Below are 15,902 nucleotides of genomic sequence, written 5' to 3'. Positions count from 1 at the left end.
CCGGCCGTGCTCAGGGCTGGTCGTACCAGGCGAAGGCGGCGATCCGCCAGCCGTCCGCGGTGCGGACGAACTGGATGGTCTTGGTCCCCGCCCCCTCGAACGGCTTGCCGTCCAGGGTCCCGGACTTGCGGTACTCGCCGAACCGCGACGCGATGTCGCCCACGATCTCGGTCCGTTCGGAGGTCTCCCACTCGGAGAAATCGACCAGACGCCCGCCGGCGGCGAGCAGCAGGCGGCGCGGCTCGATGAACTGGTCCACCGTGTAGACCGTGAACTGCGGTCCGGTCATGGTGATCACTCCGCCCGGCAGGACCAGCCGCCGGATCCGGTCCAGATCGGCGGCCTTGCCACCGCGGTTGTCGAATGCGCCGAAGAACTCGGCGGTCACCACATCTATTTCGGCCTTGGACGACATGGCGCGACAGTAACACCGAGGACCGCCCGGGGATCGCCCCGACCGTCGGATCAGGTCGCGAGCGCTGTCGTGATCACCAGGGGTGGGGAGGCCCGCTCGGCCGACCACGCGCGGCCGGCCGCGAAGTCCGCGTCGGCCACGGTCAGTGCCTCGTCGACGGTGGGACGGTGCTGGACGACGTCCCGGAATCCCGCGCGTTCCAGCAGCGGCGGGAGGAATCCGACGGGCCACGCGTGGTTGCGTACGTCCTGCCAGGAGCCGTCCGTGCGCCGCAGCCGCACGGTCAGCTCGTCGCCCGGCGCGTACACCTCGCCCGGGTCGCCGATCCGCAGCGAGGCGTACTCCGTGCCGCCGCAGGCGGGATCGGTGACCAGCAGGACGAACGGGGCGCCCGGCCGCAGGAGTCGGCGGATCTCGCTGAACACCGCGAGCACGGCCGCCTCGGTCGGCAGCGAGGCCAGGACGTGGTTGCACATCACCGCGTCCGCGCAGGCGTCCGGCAGGGCGGTCACGCAGCCGTCCTCGACCAGGTGGTAAGCGGCCACGGCGGTCGTCGAGCCGCGGGCCGCCGCCAGCATCTCCCGGGAGGTGTCCACCCCCAGCACCCGCGTCCCCAGCCGCCTGGCCGCCTCGTCGGCGACCTTGCCCGGGCCGCATCCGTAGTCCACGAGGACCTCGCCGGCGCCGATCCGGTGGGCCAGGGCCCGGAAGACGAACGGATACCCGAGCAACCAGTCCGTGGCCGCCTCCACCGCCGCGAATGCCCGCGCCCCGTCACGTCCGGACCAGGCGGTACCGTCCTCGGCACCACCCTGCCCGGGTCCTTCCGGCCTGTCGCTCACCACCCCACTATCGACCCACCGCGACGGTACGGCGGTGGAACGACACGGGGCGCCTCCATGCGCGGTGACGGACCGCACGCTGTGACGCCGAGGGGCGGACGGCTACAGGTCGATCCAGTAGCGCCGCTTGGGGCCGATCAGGGTGTCGCGGACGTCCTCCAGCAGGCCGCCGTTGCCCTCGATGGTGCGGATCGACGCCTCGTTGTCCGGGTCGCAGGTCAGCAGGACCCGGTCCATGCCCAGGACGCGCGCCTCGTGCAGGACCGCCCCCAGGGCCAAGGTGGCCAGGCCCCGGCGACGTGCCGAGGGCCTGACGCTGTAGCCGATGTGGCCGCCCGCGTCGAGAAGGAAGCCGTTCAGGTAGTGCCGGAGGTCGATCGCGCCCAGGTACGTGTCGCCCTCGGCGATCCACCAGTACGTCGCGTGGACCCGGCCGTGGTCGACCGGCAGGGTGCGGTCCGAGCAGCGGCGCAGTCGCTCCACCCAGGCCGCGAAGCCCTCCGGGGTGTCCACCTCGTCGTCGGAGCCGAGCCCGCCGCCGTCCATGTGGGCGTCGGGTCCCCATTCCCGCTGCGCGGCGAGCCAGGACGTGTGCAGGTGAGGGCTGGGGCTTATGAGCTCGGGCATACCTCGGACGATAACAGTCGGCCGGACCGGTCCGCGGTCGCCGGCGGGAGGGCGCCGTGCCCGGCCTACCGCGGTGCCTGGGCCGAGCCGGTCGGGAGGGTCCGGGCGCGGGCGATGACCAGGGCGACGTCGTCGTGGTCGTCCGTGCGGCGCAGGGAGTCCAGGAGACGGTCGCAGGTCTCCTCCAGCGGGCGTCCGGTGTCGGCGAGCAGGGTCAGCAGGAGGTCGAGGCGTTCGTCGATGGGCTGGTCCCGGGTCTCGACCAGTCCGTCGGTGTAGAGGACGAGCTGGTCTCCGGGGTCCATGGCGATGGCCGTGGACTCGAAGGGGATGCCACCCACGCCGAGCGGGGCGCCGGTGGGCAGGTCCAGGAGCCTGGGCTGCCGGCCGGCGCGGATGAGGACCGGGGGCAGGTGTCCGGCGAGGGCGACCCGGCACTCGGCGGCGTGCGGGTCGTAGACGACGTAGACGCACGTGGCGATGGTCTCCTCCAGTGCGGCGGTGGTGTGGTCCAGCTGGTGGAGCACCTGGGGCGGGTCGAGCGCGAGTTCGGCGAGGGTGCGGGTGGCCGTACGCAGCTGTCCCATGCTGGCGGCGGCGTTGATGCCGCTGCCCATGACGTCCCCGACCACGAGGACGGTGGTGTCGTCCGGTCCGGCGATGGCGTCGAACCAGTCGCCCCCGATCTCGCTGCTGGCCGCGGCCGGCCGGTAGCGGTAGGCCACCTCCAGGCCCGGTGTGGGCGGCGGGTGGTGGGGCAGGAGGTGGTGCTGGAGGGCGAGGGCGGTGTGGTGCGCGTTGCGGTACCAGCGGGCGTTGTCGATGCACACGGCGGCGCGGGCGGCGAGTTCGCCCGCGAGCACGATGTCGTCGTCGTTGAACGGCAGCGGGTTGCGGGTGCGTTTGAGGTCGAGGGCGCCCAGCACCTCGCCGCGGGCGATCAGCGGCACGGCCAGGTAGGAGCGCAGGCCGGCGCGGCTCAGGAGGTCGGCGGCGGTGCTGTCGCGGGCGATGCGCGAGATGTCCTGGGCCTGCACGTGGGCGACGAGGACGGGGTGGCCGGTCGTCACGGACTGGGTGACCAGCCGGTCCGCGGCGTAGCGGGCGATGTCGCCGGGCGGGTCTGCGGCGCGTACGGCGTCGCTGGGGTAGGCGGCCGCGAGGGCCAGGGCGCGGAACACCGCGGGCTCGTGGGCGGAGGACCGCAAGGTCGGCCGGCCTTCGAGGACGGAGTCGAGGATGTCGACGGCGGCGATGTCGGCGAGCTCGGGGACGACGACGTCGGCGAGCTCGCGGGCGGTCTGGTCGAGGTCGAGGGTGGTGCCGATGCGGACGGTGGCGTCCGCGATGAGCGCGAGCCGGCGGCGACTGCGGGCGATCTCGATGGCCGCCCGGTGACTCTGGGTGACGTCCACCACGGAGGTGGCGAGGCCCAGGACCCGGCCGGTGGCGTCCTCCAGTCGGTAGTACGACACCGACCAGGCGTGTTCGGTGCGGTCTCCGCCGTGGGTGCGGCCGGCTGTGAACTGTTCGAGCAGCGGCGTTCCGGTGGCCAGGACCTGGCGCATCGCCGATTCGGCGGCCTCCGCGTCGTCGAGGAAGGCCAGCGCCTCGCGGACGCCCCGGCCGATGTGCTGCTCGGCGGGCAGCCCGTTGATCCGCTCCAGGGTCGGGTTGACGAGCACGTACCGCAGCTCGGTGTCCAGGACGGCGAGGCCGATCGGGGACTGGGCCACCAGGCGCGCGGACAGGGCGAGGTCGCGCTCCAGCTGGCGCAGCCGGGTGCGGTCGGTCGCGATGCCCAGGGCGAACATGTCCCCGTGCTCGTCGAGCAGCCGCATGTTGCGGAATTCGACCAGGCGCGTGGTGCCGTCCCTGCGGCGTACCGGGAAGGCGCCCGCCCAGTCGCCCGCGCCGCCCATGACGCGGGCGAACAGCTCCGTGACCAGGCCTACGTGCTCCTTGGCGGCCAGCAGCCGGGCAGCGGGTTGGCCCAGCGCCTCCGCGGCCGTCCAGCCGAACAGCTGCTCGGCCTGCGGGCTCCACAGGGCGACCCGCCCTTCGGAGTCGAGGACGACCGCCGCGACGTTCAGGACGTCGAGCAATCCGCTCGGCGGGGTGACCCCGGACATGCCGGGCCTGAGCCCACCGGTCCCCGACCCGTCGATCGCTCCCATCGGCGACGCTCCTTCCGGCATCGTCGGCCCGGCGCCGCCCGCCGCCACCCGCCGTGGGGCGGTTCGAGGCGTACGGCTTCCTCTCATCGTGCCCCCGAACCCGCCCGGCAGCGTCCGGAGCGTCCGCGCCGGGACGGCGACGCGCCCGCCACGTGCTCGCACGCACGGAACGACGGGCCCCGCAACCCTGACCTTCGGCGGGGTCCGGAGCAGCCGTTCGGCCGGGGCGGACGGGCCCCGGCGTTCCTACGGTCGCCCCCATGGAATCGAACACCCGATATGGATGGGCCCGACGGCTGCCGCTCGCCGCCGCGACAGCAGGGGCGGGCGCCGCGGCCGTCATCTGGGCGGCGCCCGGCGGCGTGCTGGGCACGAACGAACCGGCGCACGTCACACGGGGCGTCTCGGCGTCGGCCTACCGGTCGCTCGCCCGGAGTGTGGCGGACGACTGGCCGGCCTGGGCCGGGACGGCGCTGGAGGCGGCGAGCGAAGGCACCGTGCTGCTCCTGGGCCTGCTGCTGCTCCGGACGGGCCTGTCCGCCCTGCGGCGCCGTGACGTGCCGGGTCTGGCCGGGACGGCCGTCGCGGTCGCCGGGACCGTGACCGCCTACGCGCTCAGCGAGGCACTGAAGCTCCTGGTCGACGAGGAACGGCCGTGCCGGGCCGTGGCCGGGGCTCTGGCGGTCGCGCCGTGTCCCGCGCCGGGTGACTGGTCGTTCCCGAGCAATCACGCCGCCCTGGCCGCCGCGCTGGCGGTCGGGGTGACCCTCCTACGCCCCCGGCTCGCGGCCCTGGCGCTGCCGGTGGCCGCGGCCGCCGCCCTGCTGCGGGTCCTGGTGGGCGTGCACTATCCGCACGACGTCCTGGCGGGCGCGGCGCTCGGGGCGAGCGCCGTGGTGACCGTACGGATCCTCCTGCTGCCCGTGGTCGCACGCGCGGGGTCAGCGCTCCTCTTCCGGCGCCCGGTCCCCGGACGGCGCCGGGACCGCTCCGGCCTCGTGGGCCACCACCGCCGCGGCGGCCCGGTTGTCGACGCCGAGGCGGGCGAGGATCGAGCTGACGTGGGCCTTCACCGTCCCTTCGGCCAGGTGCAGGCGGCGCGCGATCTGCCCGTTGGACAGTCCGCCGCCGAGGAGGCCCAGGACGTCGCGTTCGCGCGGGGTCAGGGCGTCGACGCGGGCCCGGGCGGCAAAGCGGCGGCCCGCCCGGGCGCCCGCGCCGTCGGCCGCGAGATGGGCGACGACGCGGGCGGCGACCTTCGGTGACAGGTAGGCGGCGCCGTCGGCGACCGCCCGCACACCGGCTTGCAGTTCCTCCGGATCGCCGGACTTGACGAGGAAGCCGGTGGCGCCCTCGCCGAGCGCGCGCAGGATGTAGTCGTCCTCGCCGAAGGTCGTCAGCATCACGACTCCCGTCGCCGGTACGGTCCTTCGTATCTCGGCGGCGGCCGTGATGCCGTCCGTCCCCGGCATCCGGATGTCCAGGACGGCCACGTCCGGGCGGTGGCGCTGCGCGAGCCGTACCGCCTCGTGGCCGTCGGCGGCCTCGGCGACGACGGTGATGCCGGGATCGGCGGCCAGGACGGCGCGGACGCCCGCGCGGATCATCGGCTCGTCGTCGGCGATCAGGATCCGGATCATCGGACGTCCTTCCCGGTGAAGGTGTCGGTGGAGACGAGCCGGCCGGCCCGGAAGCAGAGCCGGTAGATGTCCCCCGAGCGGTCGTCGAAGGGGTCGGCGGTCTGTACGTAGTACTCGCAGGCGGCACCGGCCGGTCCGGGGGCGGGGACGGCCGGCCGGCGGGTCGTCTGCCGTGGCGGCAGGTACGGCGCCACCTCGGCGCGGGTCTGCCCGACACCGATCCGGGCGTGGTCCTGCGGGGCGAGGACCGACCGCCGGGCCGTCACGGTGTCCCAACCCCGCACCCCGAGGATGAGCACGGCCGCGGTGCACAGCGGCACCAGCACGGCTGCGGTGGCGGTGCGGCGCAGTCGGCGGCGCGCGCTGCGGTGCTCCGGAGGCAGTACGTCGGTGGGGCGGGCCGGGCCGGTGGGGCTCGGTGGGGCCGCGCCGGGCCGGTGCGGGAGTTCGGCACGGACGGCGAAGCCGTCGCCGTCGGGGCCCGCGGTGAAGGTGCCGCCGGCCAGCCGGACCCGTTCGTCCAGGCCGATGAGACCGAGTCGGTCGGTCTCGCCGGGGACGCCGGGGACGCCGGGGACGCCGGGGACGCCGGGGACGCCGGGGACGCCGGGGACGCCGGGGACGCCTGCGGAGGCTGCCGGGCGGACCGGGCCGTTGGTCACGGCGACCACGGTCCGACCCGCCCTGTCCGCCGCGCCCGCCGCGTCCGCCCTGTCCGCCCCGTCCGCCGAGTCCGCCGAGTCCGCCGTGTGCCGGACGCGGACGATGGCTCGGGAGTCGGGCGCGTGCTTGGCGACGTTCGTCAGCGCCTCCTGGACGACCCGGTACGCCGCCCGGTCGACGGCCCGCCGCGGCGCACCGGCCGCCGGTGGTGCGCCCTCCACCCGCAGCCGGACGTCGAGTCCCGCTCCCACTGCCCGGTCCACCAGGCCCTCGATCCCGCCGAACCCGGTCGCCGATCCGCTCCCCGGACCGGGTTGCGGGTCCGACGGTTCGCGTAGGACGCCGATCACCTCGCCGAGTCGCTCCACGGCGGCGCCCGCCCTGGACCGGATGTCCCGCGCGGCGGTGCGGTGGGCCTCGGGGAGGCCGGTCGCCAGCTGCAACGCTCCCGCCGACAGGGCGATCAGGCTGAGTTCGTGGCCGAGAAGATCGTGCATGTCCTGTGCGATCCTGGTCCGTTCGCGCAGGCGGGCCTGCTCGGCGAGCAGCCGCTGTTCCCGCTCCAGCCGCGCGGCCCGCTCCCACCCGGCGCGCACCAGTTCGCGGTACTGGCGCAGGAACCGGCCGGCGAACCACGGCAGCATCGCCGTGCAGAGCAGCGTCAGGACGAACCGGGTCGCCCACCCGAGCCACTCGGGCACCAGGAGCAGGGTCGACACGGCCGCCACGAGCAGCACGGCCAAGGCCACCGCCGCGTTCCGGCCCGGCCCCGGCCCGCGGCCGGCGACGTACGCGCAGAGCGCCGCCGGGATCCCCCACCACAGGTCGGTCACGCTCGCGCCGACGGCGGCGACCACTGCGCTGAACAGCCCTGCGGACACGACCGGTTGCGGCACCGAAGGCTTGATGATCACTGATCTCACGCACCCGACCCTACGGAACTCCCACGGCCCGGCGGCACTGCCGAAAGTCCACTTTCGGCCCCCGCGAGAGCCCGGACCCGTCAGAGTGCGCCCGCGTCGGGGGCGAAGTGGATGATCTCACCCGGTCCCCTGGGGCGGCCGCTGTCGGCGGGTCGCGCGCCGTTCAGGGCGAAGACCCCGCCGAGCACGTCGCCCAGAATCAGGCCGCCACAGTGCAGCACCACCGCGCCCCGCTACGAGCGCGCCGTGACCTGCGACTGCGGGAGCGACGCCCCGGCGAGGGCGGGATCGACCGGCGGCACCTCGACCGGAAGGGCCGCCGCGTCGATGTCCGCGCTCAGTTCGGGCCAGGCGGGACGGTCGACGTCGATCAGTTCGTTCGGCGTGCGCATCCGCGCACCGTCGCACCCGTCCGCCACGTCCCGGCGGGCAGGTCCGCAGGTGGATCCGCCGACGGGGCAGGCCGCGCCTCGGCGTACGGGTCGGCCGTACCGGCGCCGGGGTCCCGACCGCGTACGCTCGGCGGATGGCGAAATACTTCGATGTTCACCCCGAGAATCCCCAGCGGCGCACGATCGACAGCGTGGTCGACATGATCCGCGGTGGGAAGCTCGTCGCGTACCCGACCGACTCCTGCTACGCGCTGGGCTGCCAGCTGGGCAATCGCGACGGCATCAGCCGGATCCGGTCGATCCGTCACCTGGACGACCGTCACCACTTCACCCTGGTGTGTCAGAACTTCGCGCAGCTGGGCCGGTTCGTCCAGATCGACAATGACGTGTTCCGTGCCATCAAGGCGGCGACCCCCGGCAGTTACACCTTCATCCTCCCCGCGACCTCGGAGGTGCCGCGCCAACTGCTGCACCCGAAGAAGAAGACGGTCGGAGTCCGCATCCCCGACCACGTCGTCACGCAGGCGCTGCTCGCCGAGCTGGGCGAGCCGCTGCTCTCCAGCACCCTGCTGCTGCCCGACGAGCCCGAGCCGATGACGCAGGGCTGGGAGATCAAGGAGCGGCTCGACCACGAGGTGGACGCCGTGCTGGACTCGGGTGACTGCGGTACGGAGCCGACCACCGTGATCGACTTCTCCGGCGGTGAGGCCGAGATCGTACGCCGGGGCGCGGGCGACACCACCCGGTTCGAGTAGGCACCCCTTGGCCCCCGTTCACGGCGTGGACTCCGGTTTCACGTCCGGGTAGATGCCCAGGTACCGGTACGCACCGGACTCGACCCGGTAGAGGTGGCCGGTGCGGGCTCTGTTCAGGACGTGCGTGTTGGAGTCGAAGGACAGCGGCTTGGCCAGGCCCTCGTGGGCCGTCCGGAAGATCCGGCGGGTCACGCCCGCCCGGTCCCGGCCCTCCTCCCCCAGCCCGGTCAGGGCCGCGGCCAGCAGGCCCACGGCGTCGTAGGCCTCGGTGGCCCAGCGGGCGGGCGCTTCCCCGTACGCGGCGCGGTGGGCGGCGACGAACTCGGCGGCCGCGGGGACGGCCGTCGGGTCGGTGAACAGGGAGCTGAACAGCCAGCCCTCGGCGTCCGGACCGGCGTCCGTGAGGAACGCCGGTTCCATCGCGTGCTGGATGCCCATCCGCCGACCCTGGAACCCGCCCTCGGTCAGAGCGCGGGCCATCCGGGCCGCGCGCTGCGGTGAGGTGCCGGCGTAGACGACACCCTCGGCCCCGGCCTCGATCAGCCCGCGTACGACGCCGGCGAAGTCGGACCCGCCTTCCGGGATCCGGTGGACGCTGAGCGTGCCCTCCTTCGGCGGGTTCTGCTGCAGGGAGCGGACGAGCAGGAAGGCGGGCTCGCCGCCCTCGGCGTCCTCCACCAGGCCCGTGCGGCGGATGGGGCGGATCCGGGTGAAGTAGTCGATCACCGGGAGGGCGAGCTGGTCGCCGGCCGGGCGGGTGGCGACCATCGTGCGCCAGTTCTCCCGGGTGGCGGCGTTCTCGGGACTGTCGACGGACACCAGCAGCAGGACGAGTTCGGCCGCGTCGCAGCGCACGGCCAGCTCGGGCACCGCCGCGTCCCAGGTGGGGCCGACGAGCGCGACCACCGCGGGGTCGGCGGCCAACTCCTTGACGACCTGCGCGGCGCGCGTGGCGTCCCCGCCGTCGTCGGCGACGCGCAAGGCCAACCGGAACGCGGCGTCCGGCCGGCTGTTGTGCCGCTCCACCGCCAGTTTCATGCCGCGCTCGTGGGCCTGGCCGGTCTGCTTGCCGGGCCCGGTCATGTCGGCCTGGAGGGCGAGGGTGTGGGTGGCGAGTTCGCGGGCGGGCGGCGCGGTCGTGCCGCGGGCCCGGCCGCGGGTGGTGAACCAGGCGACGGGCGCGCCGATGACGGCCAGGCCGGCGCCGGCCCCGAGCAGTCTTCTGCGGGTGAGCCCCCGTACGGCCGCCTCCGGCGCGTCGATCCGGGTAGGTTCCGGGGCGGGCAGGTCCAGGGCCCGGGTGGAACGCTCGGCGATGAGGCGGGGCAGCGGGGGCGGCAGCCAGTCCTCGCCGTCCGGGCTCGGCAAGCCGTCGCCGAGTACGAGGCGCAGCGCGTCCGGGGTCGGCCGGGCCGCCGGGTCCTTCGCCAGGCAGGCCAGCACGGTGTCGAGCAACTCCACCGGAAGTTGGGAGAGTTCGGGCTCGTCGTGCACCGTGCGGTAGACCACGGCGGCCGCGTGCCCGCCGCCGAAGGGGCCGTGCCCGGTGGCCGCGTACGCCAGGACGCAGCCGAGGGAGAAGATGTCGCTGGGGGCGCCGGCTGTGACGCCGTCCGTGCGGGCCTGCTCCGGTGCCAGGTAGCCCGGGGTGCCGAGGACGGCGTCCACGGCGGTCAGCGTGACCGCGCCTTCGGCTCGCGCGATCCCGAAGTCGATCAGCCGGGGCCCGTCCGGGGCGAGCAGGATGTTGCCCGGCTTGACGTCACGGTGGACCAGCCCGGCGGCGTGCACCTGGGCCAGGGCCTCGGCGAGCCGCGCGCCCAGGGTCCGCACCGCCCGGACGGGCAGCGGACCGTACCCTCCCACGGCCTCGGACAGGGAGGGGCCGGGGACGTAGGGGGTGGCCAGCCAGGGCTCGCGCGCCTGCGGGTCGGCGGCGACGACCGGGACCACCCAGCGCCCGGTCAGCTGCCCGGCGGCCTCCACCTCGCGCCGGAACCGGGCTCGGAAGTCCGGGTTCGCGGCGTGGTCGGCGCGGATGACCTTGACGGCGACCAGGGTGCCGGCGGCGGACCGGGCGAGGTACACGGTGCCCATGCCGCCCGAACCGAGCCGCCCCAGCAGCCGGTTGCCGCCGATCGCGGCCGGATCGGCGGGGGTGAGGGGGCGCATCCGGGGTTATCCCGCCGCGGGTTGGAGGGCCGGGCCGACGTAGCGCATCCGGCCCCCTTCCACCGTGTGCGTGAAGTAGGTGTTGCCCTTGACATGCCCTCCATCGTCGAAGGTGTACGCCTTGGTCAGGCCTTGGAAGGTGCCCTGGCCGAGCGCGGTCAGCAGCGCGGCACGGGTCGGGCGCCGACCGCCCGCCGCGGTGGCGGCCAGCCGGTCGATGATCAGGCGGGTGGCGTCGAAGGCCTCCGCGGTCCAGATGTCGGGGGCCGACCCGTACGCCGCCCGGTGGGCGCGGGTCACCTCCGCGACCTCGGGGGCCTCCGGCCCGGTGTACGGCGTGAAGAACTGCCAGCCCTCGGCGGCCGGACCGGCCGCGCCGAGGAACTCGGGGCCGGCGATGGTGTAGTCGGCAGCCCGGGGGCCCTTGAAACCGGCGGCGGCCAGCAGCCCGGCGACCTCGGCCCCGCCGGCCGGGGTACCGGTGTAGAAGAAACCGTCGACGCCGTGCGCGAGCAGGTCGGTGATGACGGGGGCCAGGTCGGTGGTTCCGCGGGGGACGACGCGACCGTAGTAGGTGGCCTCGGGGGCGAAGTAGCCGATGGTGCGGCTCACGAGCTGGGCGGCCTGCCAGGTGTCCGTGTCCCCGCCGCGATCGTTGAGGATGCCCAACCGCCGGACGCCCTGCTTCCCGGCGAGCTGCAGGTTGACCACGGCGGCCTGGGCCGAGGAGATCGGGCAGCTCTGGAAGAAACTGCGCCGGTCGGTGATGCTGAAGGTGGTCGCCAGGGCGGACACGGTCACGAGGGGTACGGAGGCCTCGCCGTAGAGTTCGAGGCACGGGATGACGGAGTCGTTGCCGGTGGGGCCGACCACGGCGAACAGGTCCCGGTCGGCGATGAGTCCGGTGGCGGCGGCCGCCGATCGGTCCGCCTTCCCGGCGTCGTCGGCGGTGACGACGGTGAGCGTGAAGGGCTTGTCCTTGCGGGAGTTGAAGGCGTCGACGGCGAGGCGCACCCCACGCTCCTGGGCCTGTCCGGCGGCCTTCTGCGGGCCGGAGAGATCGGCGTGCACACCGATCACCCACTGTCGCGGGGCGTCCCCGGCGGAGCTCCTGGGCTCGTCCTGATCGCGCAGCGCCAGCCAGGCGGCGAGGCCGCCGCCGGCCGCGAGCACGGCGCCGCCGGAGGCGAGGGCGAGGAACCTTCTGCGGGAGGGCGCCGGCGCGGCCGTGCCGGGCGCGGGGGCGGCGTCCGGGTCGGCGACGGTCTCGTCGATGCCCGGCAGGGCGAGCAGCGCGGCGGCGCGTTCGGCGATGGTGGCGACGACCGGGTCGGGCAGCCAGTCGGTGCCCTCCCCCGGCGTGTCCTCGGTCAGTGCCGCGTCCAACTCGCTCGCGCCGGGGCGGATGTCGGGGTGTTTGGCGACGCAGGTGCGCAGCAGTGCGGTGAGTTCGGGGTCCGCGAGGACCTCGGGGCCGAAGTCGGGCTCGTCGTGGACCGTGCGGTAGAGCACCGCGTCCACGGTGCCGGTTCCGAAGGGCAGCCGTCCGGTGGCGGCGTACGCGAGGAGGCAGCCGAGCGAGAAGACGTCGCCGGCCGGTTCGGCGGGGCGGCCCTCGGCCTGCTCGGGCGAGAGGAAGCCGGGGGTGCCGAGTACCGCGTCGGCGGAGGTCAGGGCGGTGTGCTCGCCGCCGCGGGCGATCCCGAAGTCGATGAGCCGGGGCCGGTCCATGCCGAGGAGGACGTTGCCGGGCTTCACATCGCGGTGTACGAGGCCCTGCTCGTGCATCACTCCGAGAGCCTTGGCCAGGGCCTTGCCGAGGATGCGTACGGCGCGCAGCGGGAGCGGGCCGTGGGCGGCCACTGCCTCGGCGAGGGAGGGTCCGGCGACGAAGGAGGTGGCGAGCCACGGTTCGGAGGCGTCCGGGTCGGCGCCGGTGACGCGGACGGCCCACGGGCTGTCCACCTCGGCGGCGATCTCGGCCTCGCGGCGGAACCGGGCCCGGAAGTCGGCCTCTTCGGCGTACTCCGCGCGGATCACCTTGACCGCGGCGAGCGCGCCGTCGTCGGTCCGGCCGAGGTAGACGACGCCCATGCCGCCGGCGCCGAGGCGCCCGAGGAGCCGGTGGCCGCCGATCCGGGACGGGTCCGAGGGCTGGAGCGGCTCCATCAGCCCGCCGCCTTTCCGAGCTCCTGCTTGGCCTGGATCATCATCACGCTGGTGCCCTGGGCCACGAAGGCGGTCAGGTCGTCATGCGCGACGCCTTGCCCGGCCTTGGCGGAGATGGCCATGGTGACGGGTCCGAACTGGGCTTGGGACCAGATGTAGGGGTAGGGCCCACCGTCCTGCGCGTCGACGTAGTCGCCGGACTCGGAGAAGGCGTCCTCGGTCCAGCCGTTCATCTGCTCGCCGAGGTAGAGGACGCCGCCCCACAGGCGCTTCAGCTCCTCGCCCTCCCGCAGCTTCTGGTCCGGGCACCGCAGCACCTCTTCCATGGCGCGGGCGGTCTCCCAACCGGATTCCTCACGGTTGTGGTGGATGGTGACCGTGGCGTTGATCCGCACGCGGCCGCGGCCGTCCTTGGCCGGGATGTGGAAGTGGCGGGTGCTGGTGGCGAGTACGTCGTCCGGCAGGCCCTCGGTCTGCCAGACGCAGGCCTCGTCGAGCACGGGCCAGCGGCCGGGATCGCTCTCGAACGGGGTGCTGCGCACGACCTGGGGCCCGAGGTTTTGCTCGGCGATGATGATGCGGCCGAGGAGGTCGCGGGCTTCGGCGGCCGTCTTCGGCTGCTTGGACTCGTCGAGCGGGGGCATCGGGATGGCGGTGGAAGCACCGGGCCGGGCGGCCGGGGTGCTCCCGCCCGTACCGCTCGTGCCTGAGCCGCCCGTGCTCGACGGTGTGGCCGACGTGCCCGGGGTGCCGCTCGACGCGGCGCCCTTCGGCGTACCGTCGTCCGCGCACCCCGCGATGAGGAACAAGCCCGCCATCGCGCAGCCCCAGGCGCGCAGGCCGGCCTTCCCTCTGCTCTGTCCTACCAGTCCCTCCACGGCACGGATGGTACCCCGCCGTGGAGGCGCTTAACTGGCTTACGGCAAAGGTGGGTTGACGCCACTCGTCGGCTCACTGCAGGCGGTCGAGGGTCCAGGCGGACTCGTGGCGGGTGAAGCCGATGTGCGGGTAGTAGTCGACCGCGGCCGGCGCGGCGAGCAGGATCAGCTTCGCCTCGGGCGCCTCTTCCCGTGTCACGCGGATGAGTTCGCGGCCCACACCCTGCCCCTGGTAGGCGACGTCGACGGCGAGATCGCCCAGGTAGGTCGAGTACGCGCCGTCGGTGATCGAGCGGGCGATGCCGATGAGCCGGCCGTCCTCGGCACGGGCGACGACGACGAGGTTGGCTCCGGCCAGCATCCGGGTGAAGCGCTCGACGTCGTGCACGGGACGGCGCTCGGCGAGGGTGGACGCACGGTAGACGCCGAGGACCTCGTCGACGTCCAGGTCGGCGCCGATGACACGCTCACACTTCCACATATCGGTGCAACTCCTCGTTCGGTTCTCCGAGTCGGCCACCCGGACTCGGGCGGTCCTCGCGGAGCCCACCCTCACATGTAATAGGCATAATCGCACAATGATTATTACATGACGATGCAGGCCAAAGACAAACCGGTCCACCGGTATGTAACGCACCGCAACCGGGCATGCTCGAGGAGGCTTCCACACATGGGAAGGGGCCGCTCGTGCTCACTCAGGTTCTCAACTGGCTCCGACGACTCACAGGACGCTCCACCGGTACCCCCGACGACGGGGCCACGCCGCTGAGCGCCCGGGCCCCGATCTTCACCGCGAACTTCCAGTCGACCTCCCAATGGGTGGCCGGCCGGTCCTGGGCCTATCCGAACGGCGGCCCCACCAACACCGGTGACAACAAGCTCGACTACCTGGTGGCCGACCCCTCCTACAGCCGGACCGGCACCTTCCGCGCCACCCGCCGCCCGGACGGCAAGTGGAACGCCGGCCTGCTGACCACCGAGGGCAGCGAAGAGGCGTTCATGGTGCGGGCCGGTGACGTGCTGGAGTCCCGGGTCCGGCTGCCCGCCGAGATCGGGGCCTGGCCGGCGATCTGGACCTGGCGGGACGGCGGCAACGAGATCGACATCTTCGAGTACCACCCCGACAACCCCGACCTGCTCGAACTCTCCAACCACGTCAAGGGCGGCTCGCGCTACCACCGGGACTCCTCCATCGCCCCCGGCGCCTGGGTGGACCTCAAGGTCGAGTTCGGGACGCGCTCGGTGGTGTGGTGGGTCAACGGCACCCGGGTCTTCGCCGACCGCCGGGGCGTCGGGCGCAACTGGCGTGCGTACCTCATCGTCAACCTGTCCGTGTGCGCCGGCCGCTACCACCCGGCGCCCGCCCCGGGCGTCTCGCAGATGTCCTACGAGGTGGAGTACCTACGCGTCCACCGTCTTTGAGGACTGTCCCATAACTGCTGGTCACGGTGAGCCGCTGACGCCGACGGACGTCAGCCGAAGAGGAGGTCCACTTCTCTGACGAACCAGAGGTCGAGCGTGTAGTGCTCAGTCGTGGAGCACTGTTTCCATGCCGCTCCGATCTGTTCCGCGCCCCATTGCTCATCGACAGCCCGCCGGAGGCACGTGTCGTAGTAGGCGGCCGTGGCGTCTCGTCCGCTCCATGCCGCGTGCCCCTCGTAGACACCGGGGCGCGGCAGGTCCATCATGCCCGCCGGCCCGAAGGTGAACTGGTTGACGACGAGTTGGCCTGTCTCCGATTCCAGGGTGACAGGGACCGTGCCCTCAGCCCCCTCCAGGGGTTTCTGAGGGGTTTCCCAGACCCTGATGGTGACCTGCACTTCGATGTCGGGCTGAAGGCTGTGCAGGTAGAGGTGGTAGCCGTTTCCGGCGACCACCTGGGTCCTTGACCGCTGCAACGCCTCGTCGTCGCCGAGGTAGGCGTCAGAGTCGTAGACCTCCACGATCCCGCGGTCCGGTCGGGCGGTGGTGCTGTATTCGGTGATGAGGGACACGGGAGCTCCGTCACTGCTCAGGGAGTTGTTGTGCACGTCGTCAGCGCCACCACCCACCGCAGGGGGCACGGGTGGTAGGGGCCGGCCTTCGGGCCGGGCCCTGTGTGCCGCGTCTACGGGAAGCTGCGACCCGCCGGCCGCAGCGGCCGGCTCCGGGCGCCGTCACTGAAGGTGTCACGCGAGGCGCGGAGGCCCATCGGCATCGTGTCGCTCCACGGGATGGACGGCCCTCACTCACTTCAGGAGTGGCGCCGG

The 15,902-nt window shown here is 73.6% G+C and carries 15 protein-coding genes and 1 pseudogene; 3 read left to right on the top strand and 13 right to left on the bottom strand.

What is annotated here, in order from left to right; translation table 11 throughout:
* Positions 1 to 10: 10 nt before the first annotated feature.
* The 4 genes from AB8A24_RS02980 to AB8A24_RS02965 form a co-directional block, all read right to left on the bottom strand.
* Positions 11 to 415, bottom strand: a complete 405-nt coding sequence (locus AB8A24_RS02980; RefSeq protein ID WP_328959933.1) for a DUF4440 domain-containing protein — start codon at positions 413 to 415, stop codon at positions 11 to 13.
* Positions 416 to 465: 50 nt separating this feature from the next.
* Entirely contained in the window at positions 466 to 1,257 is a 792-nt protein-coding gene (locus AB8A24_RS02975) for a class I SAM-dependent methyltransferase (protein WP_369474545.1), read from the bottom strand.
* 102 nt (positions 1,258 to 1,359) lie between these two features.
* The gene (locus AB8A24_RS02970; RefSeq protein ID WP_328959935.1) at positions 1,360 to 1,884 is read right to left on the bottom strand and encodes a GNAT family N-acetyltransferase; all 525 of its coding nucleotides are present in this window, start codon (positions 1,882 to 1,884) and stop codon (positions 1,360 to 1,362) included.
* Between the two features lie 65 nt (positions 1,885 to 1,949).
* Positions 1,950 to 4,061, bottom strand: a complete 2,112-nt coding sequence (locus AB8A24_RS02965) for a SpoIIE family protein phosphatase (RefSeq protein ID WP_328959936.1) — start codon at positions 4,059 to 4,061, stop codon at positions 1,950 to 1,952.
* Positions 4,062 to 4,321: 260 nt separating this feature from the next.
* Between AB8A24_RS02965 and AB8A24_RS02960 the strand changes: the two are divergent.
* Positions 4,322 to 4,951: pseudogene (locus AB8A24_RS02960) on the top strand (phosphatase PAP2 family protein); the annotation flags it as partial.
* A gap of 51 nt (positions 4,952 to 5,002) precedes the next feature.
* On the opposite strand, the gene AB8A24_RS02955 reads toward AB8A24_RS02960, so the two are convergent.
* From AB8A24_RS02955 to AB8A24_RS02940, 4 genes are all read right to left on the bottom strand, one after another.
* Positions 5,003 to 5,701 (bottom strand): response regulator transcription factor, encoded by a 699-nt coding sequence (locus AB8A24_RS02955; RefSeq protein WP_328959937.1) that lies wholly within the window; start codon positions 5,699 to 5,701, stop codon positions 5,003 to 5,005.
* Entirely contained in the window at positions 5,698 to 7,287 is a 1,590-nt protein-coding gene (locus AB8A24_RS02950; protein WP_369474542.1) for a sensor histidine kinase, read from the bottom strand. Before AB8A24_RS02950 ends, AB8A24_RS02955 begins: the two co-directional genes overlap by 4 nt.
* Before the next feature lie 80 nt (positions 7,288 to 7,367).
* Complete coding sequence (locus AB8A24_RS02945; protein WP_369474541.1) at positions 7,368 to 7,511, bottom strand: hypothetical protein; 144 nt, start codon at positions 7,509 to 7,511, stop codon at positions 7,368 to 7,370.
* Positions 7,512 to 7,520: 9 nt separating this feature from the next.
* Complete coding sequence (locus tag AB8A24_RS02940; protein ID WP_328959940.1) at positions 7,521 to 7,679, bottom strand: DUF2625 family protein; 159 nt, start codon at positions 7,677 to 7,679, stop codon at positions 7,521 to 7,523.
* 134 nt (positions 7,680 to 7,813) lie between these two features.
* Here AB8A24_RS02940 and AB8A24_RS02935 point away from each other — a divergent pair, with 134 nt between their 5' ends.
* The gene (locus AB8A24_RS02935) at positions 7,814 to 8,434 is read left to right on the top strand and encodes an L-threonylcarbamoyladenylate synthase (protein ID WP_328959941.1); all 621 of its coding nucleotides are present in this window, start codon (positions 7,814 to 7,816) and stop codon (positions 8,432 to 8,434) included.
* Positions 8,435 to 8,452: 18 nt separating this feature from the next.
* Here AB8A24_RS02935 and AB8A24_RS02930 read toward each other — a convergent pair whose 3' ends face one another.
* The 4 genes from AB8A24_RS02930 to AB8A24_RS02915 all read right to left on the bottom strand — a co-directional run bounded on the left by AB8A24_RS02930 (position 8,453) and on the right by AB8A24_RS02915 (position 14,134).
* Positions 8,453 to 10,606 carry a bifunctional serine/threonine-protein kinase/ABC transporter substrate-binding protein gene (locus AB8A24_RS02930; RefSeq protein WP_328959942.1) on the bottom strand — a complete coding sequence of 718 codons (2,154 nt, stop codon included), beginning with the start codon at positions 10,604 to 10,606 and terminating at the stop codon, positions 8,453 to 8,455.
* A 6-nt stretch (positions 10,607 to 10,612) separates the two neighbouring features.
* The gene (locus tag AB8A24_RS02925; protein ID WP_369474538.1) at positions 10,613 to 12,775 is read right to left on the bottom strand and encodes a bifunctional serine/threonine-protein kinase/ABC transporter substrate-binding protein; all 2,163 of its coding nucleotides are present in this window, start codon (positions 12,773 to 12,775) and stop codon (positions 10,613 to 10,615) included.
* Entirely contained in the window at positions 12,775 to 13,653 is an 879-nt protein-coding gene (locus AB8A24_RS02920; RefSeq protein ID WP_369474536.1) for a hypothetical protein, read from the bottom strand. The genes AB8A24_RS02925 and AB8A24_RS02920 overlap by 1 nt, the downstream gene beginning before the upstream one ends.
* 73 nt (positions 13,654 to 13,726) lie before the next feature.
* Complete coding sequence (locus AB8A24_RS02915) at positions 13,727 to 14,134, bottom strand: GNAT family N-acetyltransferase (protein WP_369474534.1); 408 nt, start codon at positions 14,132 to 14,134, stop codon at positions 13,727 to 13,729.
* A 284-nt stretch (positions 14,135 to 14,418) separates the two neighbouring features.
* Here AB8A24_RS02915 and AB8A24_RS02910 point away from each other — a divergent pair, with 284 nt between their 5' ends.
* Positions 14,419 to 15,075 (top strand): beta-glucanase, encoded by a 657-nt coding sequence (locus AB8A24_RS02910; RefSeq protein ID WP_369474617.1) that lies wholly within the window; start codon positions 14,419 to 14,421, stop codon positions 15,073 to 15,075.
* 50 nt (positions 15,076 to 15,125) lie between these two features.
* On the opposite strand, the gene AB8A24_RS02905 is transcribed toward AB8A24_RS02910, so the two are convergent.
* On the bottom strand, positions 15,126 to 15,647 hold the full coding sequence (locus AB8A24_RS02905) for a hypothetical protein (RefSeq protein ID WP_369474532.1): 522 nt from the start codon (positions 15,645 to 15,647) through the stop codon (positions 15,126 to 15,128).
* Between the last annotated feature and the right edge of the window lie 255 nt (positions 15,648 to 15,902).

Origin of the sequence: Streptomyces sp. BF23-19 (assembly GCF_041106355.1) — a bacterium.
In the GTDB taxonomy this organism is placed as follows: Bacteria; Actinomycetota; Actinomycetes; order Streptomycetales; family Streptomycetaceae; genus Streptomyces; species Streptomyces virginiae_A.
The sequence above is the reverse complement of the archived record's forward strand: the minus strand, read 5'-3'. Positions and strand labels throughout refer to the sequence as shown.

Coding starts and splice junctions, on each gene's coding strand:
- AB8A24_RS02980 (WP_328959933.1), bottom strand. CDS start 415: ATGTCGTCCAAGGCCGAAATAGATGTGGTGACCGCCGAGTTCTTCGGC.
- AB8A24_RS02970 (WP_328959935.1), bottom strand. CDS start 1,884: ATGCCCGAGCTCATAAGCCCCAGCCCTCACCTGCACACGTCCTGGCTC.
- AB8A24_RS02965 (WP_328959936.1), bottom strand. CDS start 4,061: ATGGGAGCGATCGACGGGTCGGGGACCGGTGGGCTCAGGCCCGGCATG.
- AB8A24_RS02955 (WP_328959937.1), bottom strand. CDS start 5,701: ATGATCCGGATCCTGATCGCCGACGACGAGCCGATGATCCGCGCGGGC.
- AB8A24_RS02940 (WP_328959940.1), bottom strand. CDS start 7,679: ATGCGCACGCCGAACGAACTGATCGACGTCGACCGTCCCGCCTGGCCC.
- AB8A24_RS02935 (WP_328959941.1), top strand. CDS start 7,814: ATGGCGAAATACTTCGATGTTCACCCCGAGAATCCCCAGCGGCGCACG.
- AB8A24_RS02930 (WP_328959942.1), bottom strand. CDS start 10,606: ATGCGCCCCCTCACCCCCGCCGATCCGGCCGCGATCGGCGGCAACCGG.
- AB8A24_RS02925 (WP_369474538.1), bottom strand. CDS start 12,775: ATGGAGCCGCTCCAGCCCTCGGACCCGTCCCGGATCGGCGGCCACCGG.
- AB8A24_RS02915 (WP_369474534.1), bottom strand. CDS start 14,134: ATGTGGAAGTGTGAGCGTGTCATCGGCGCCGACCTGGACGTCGACGAG.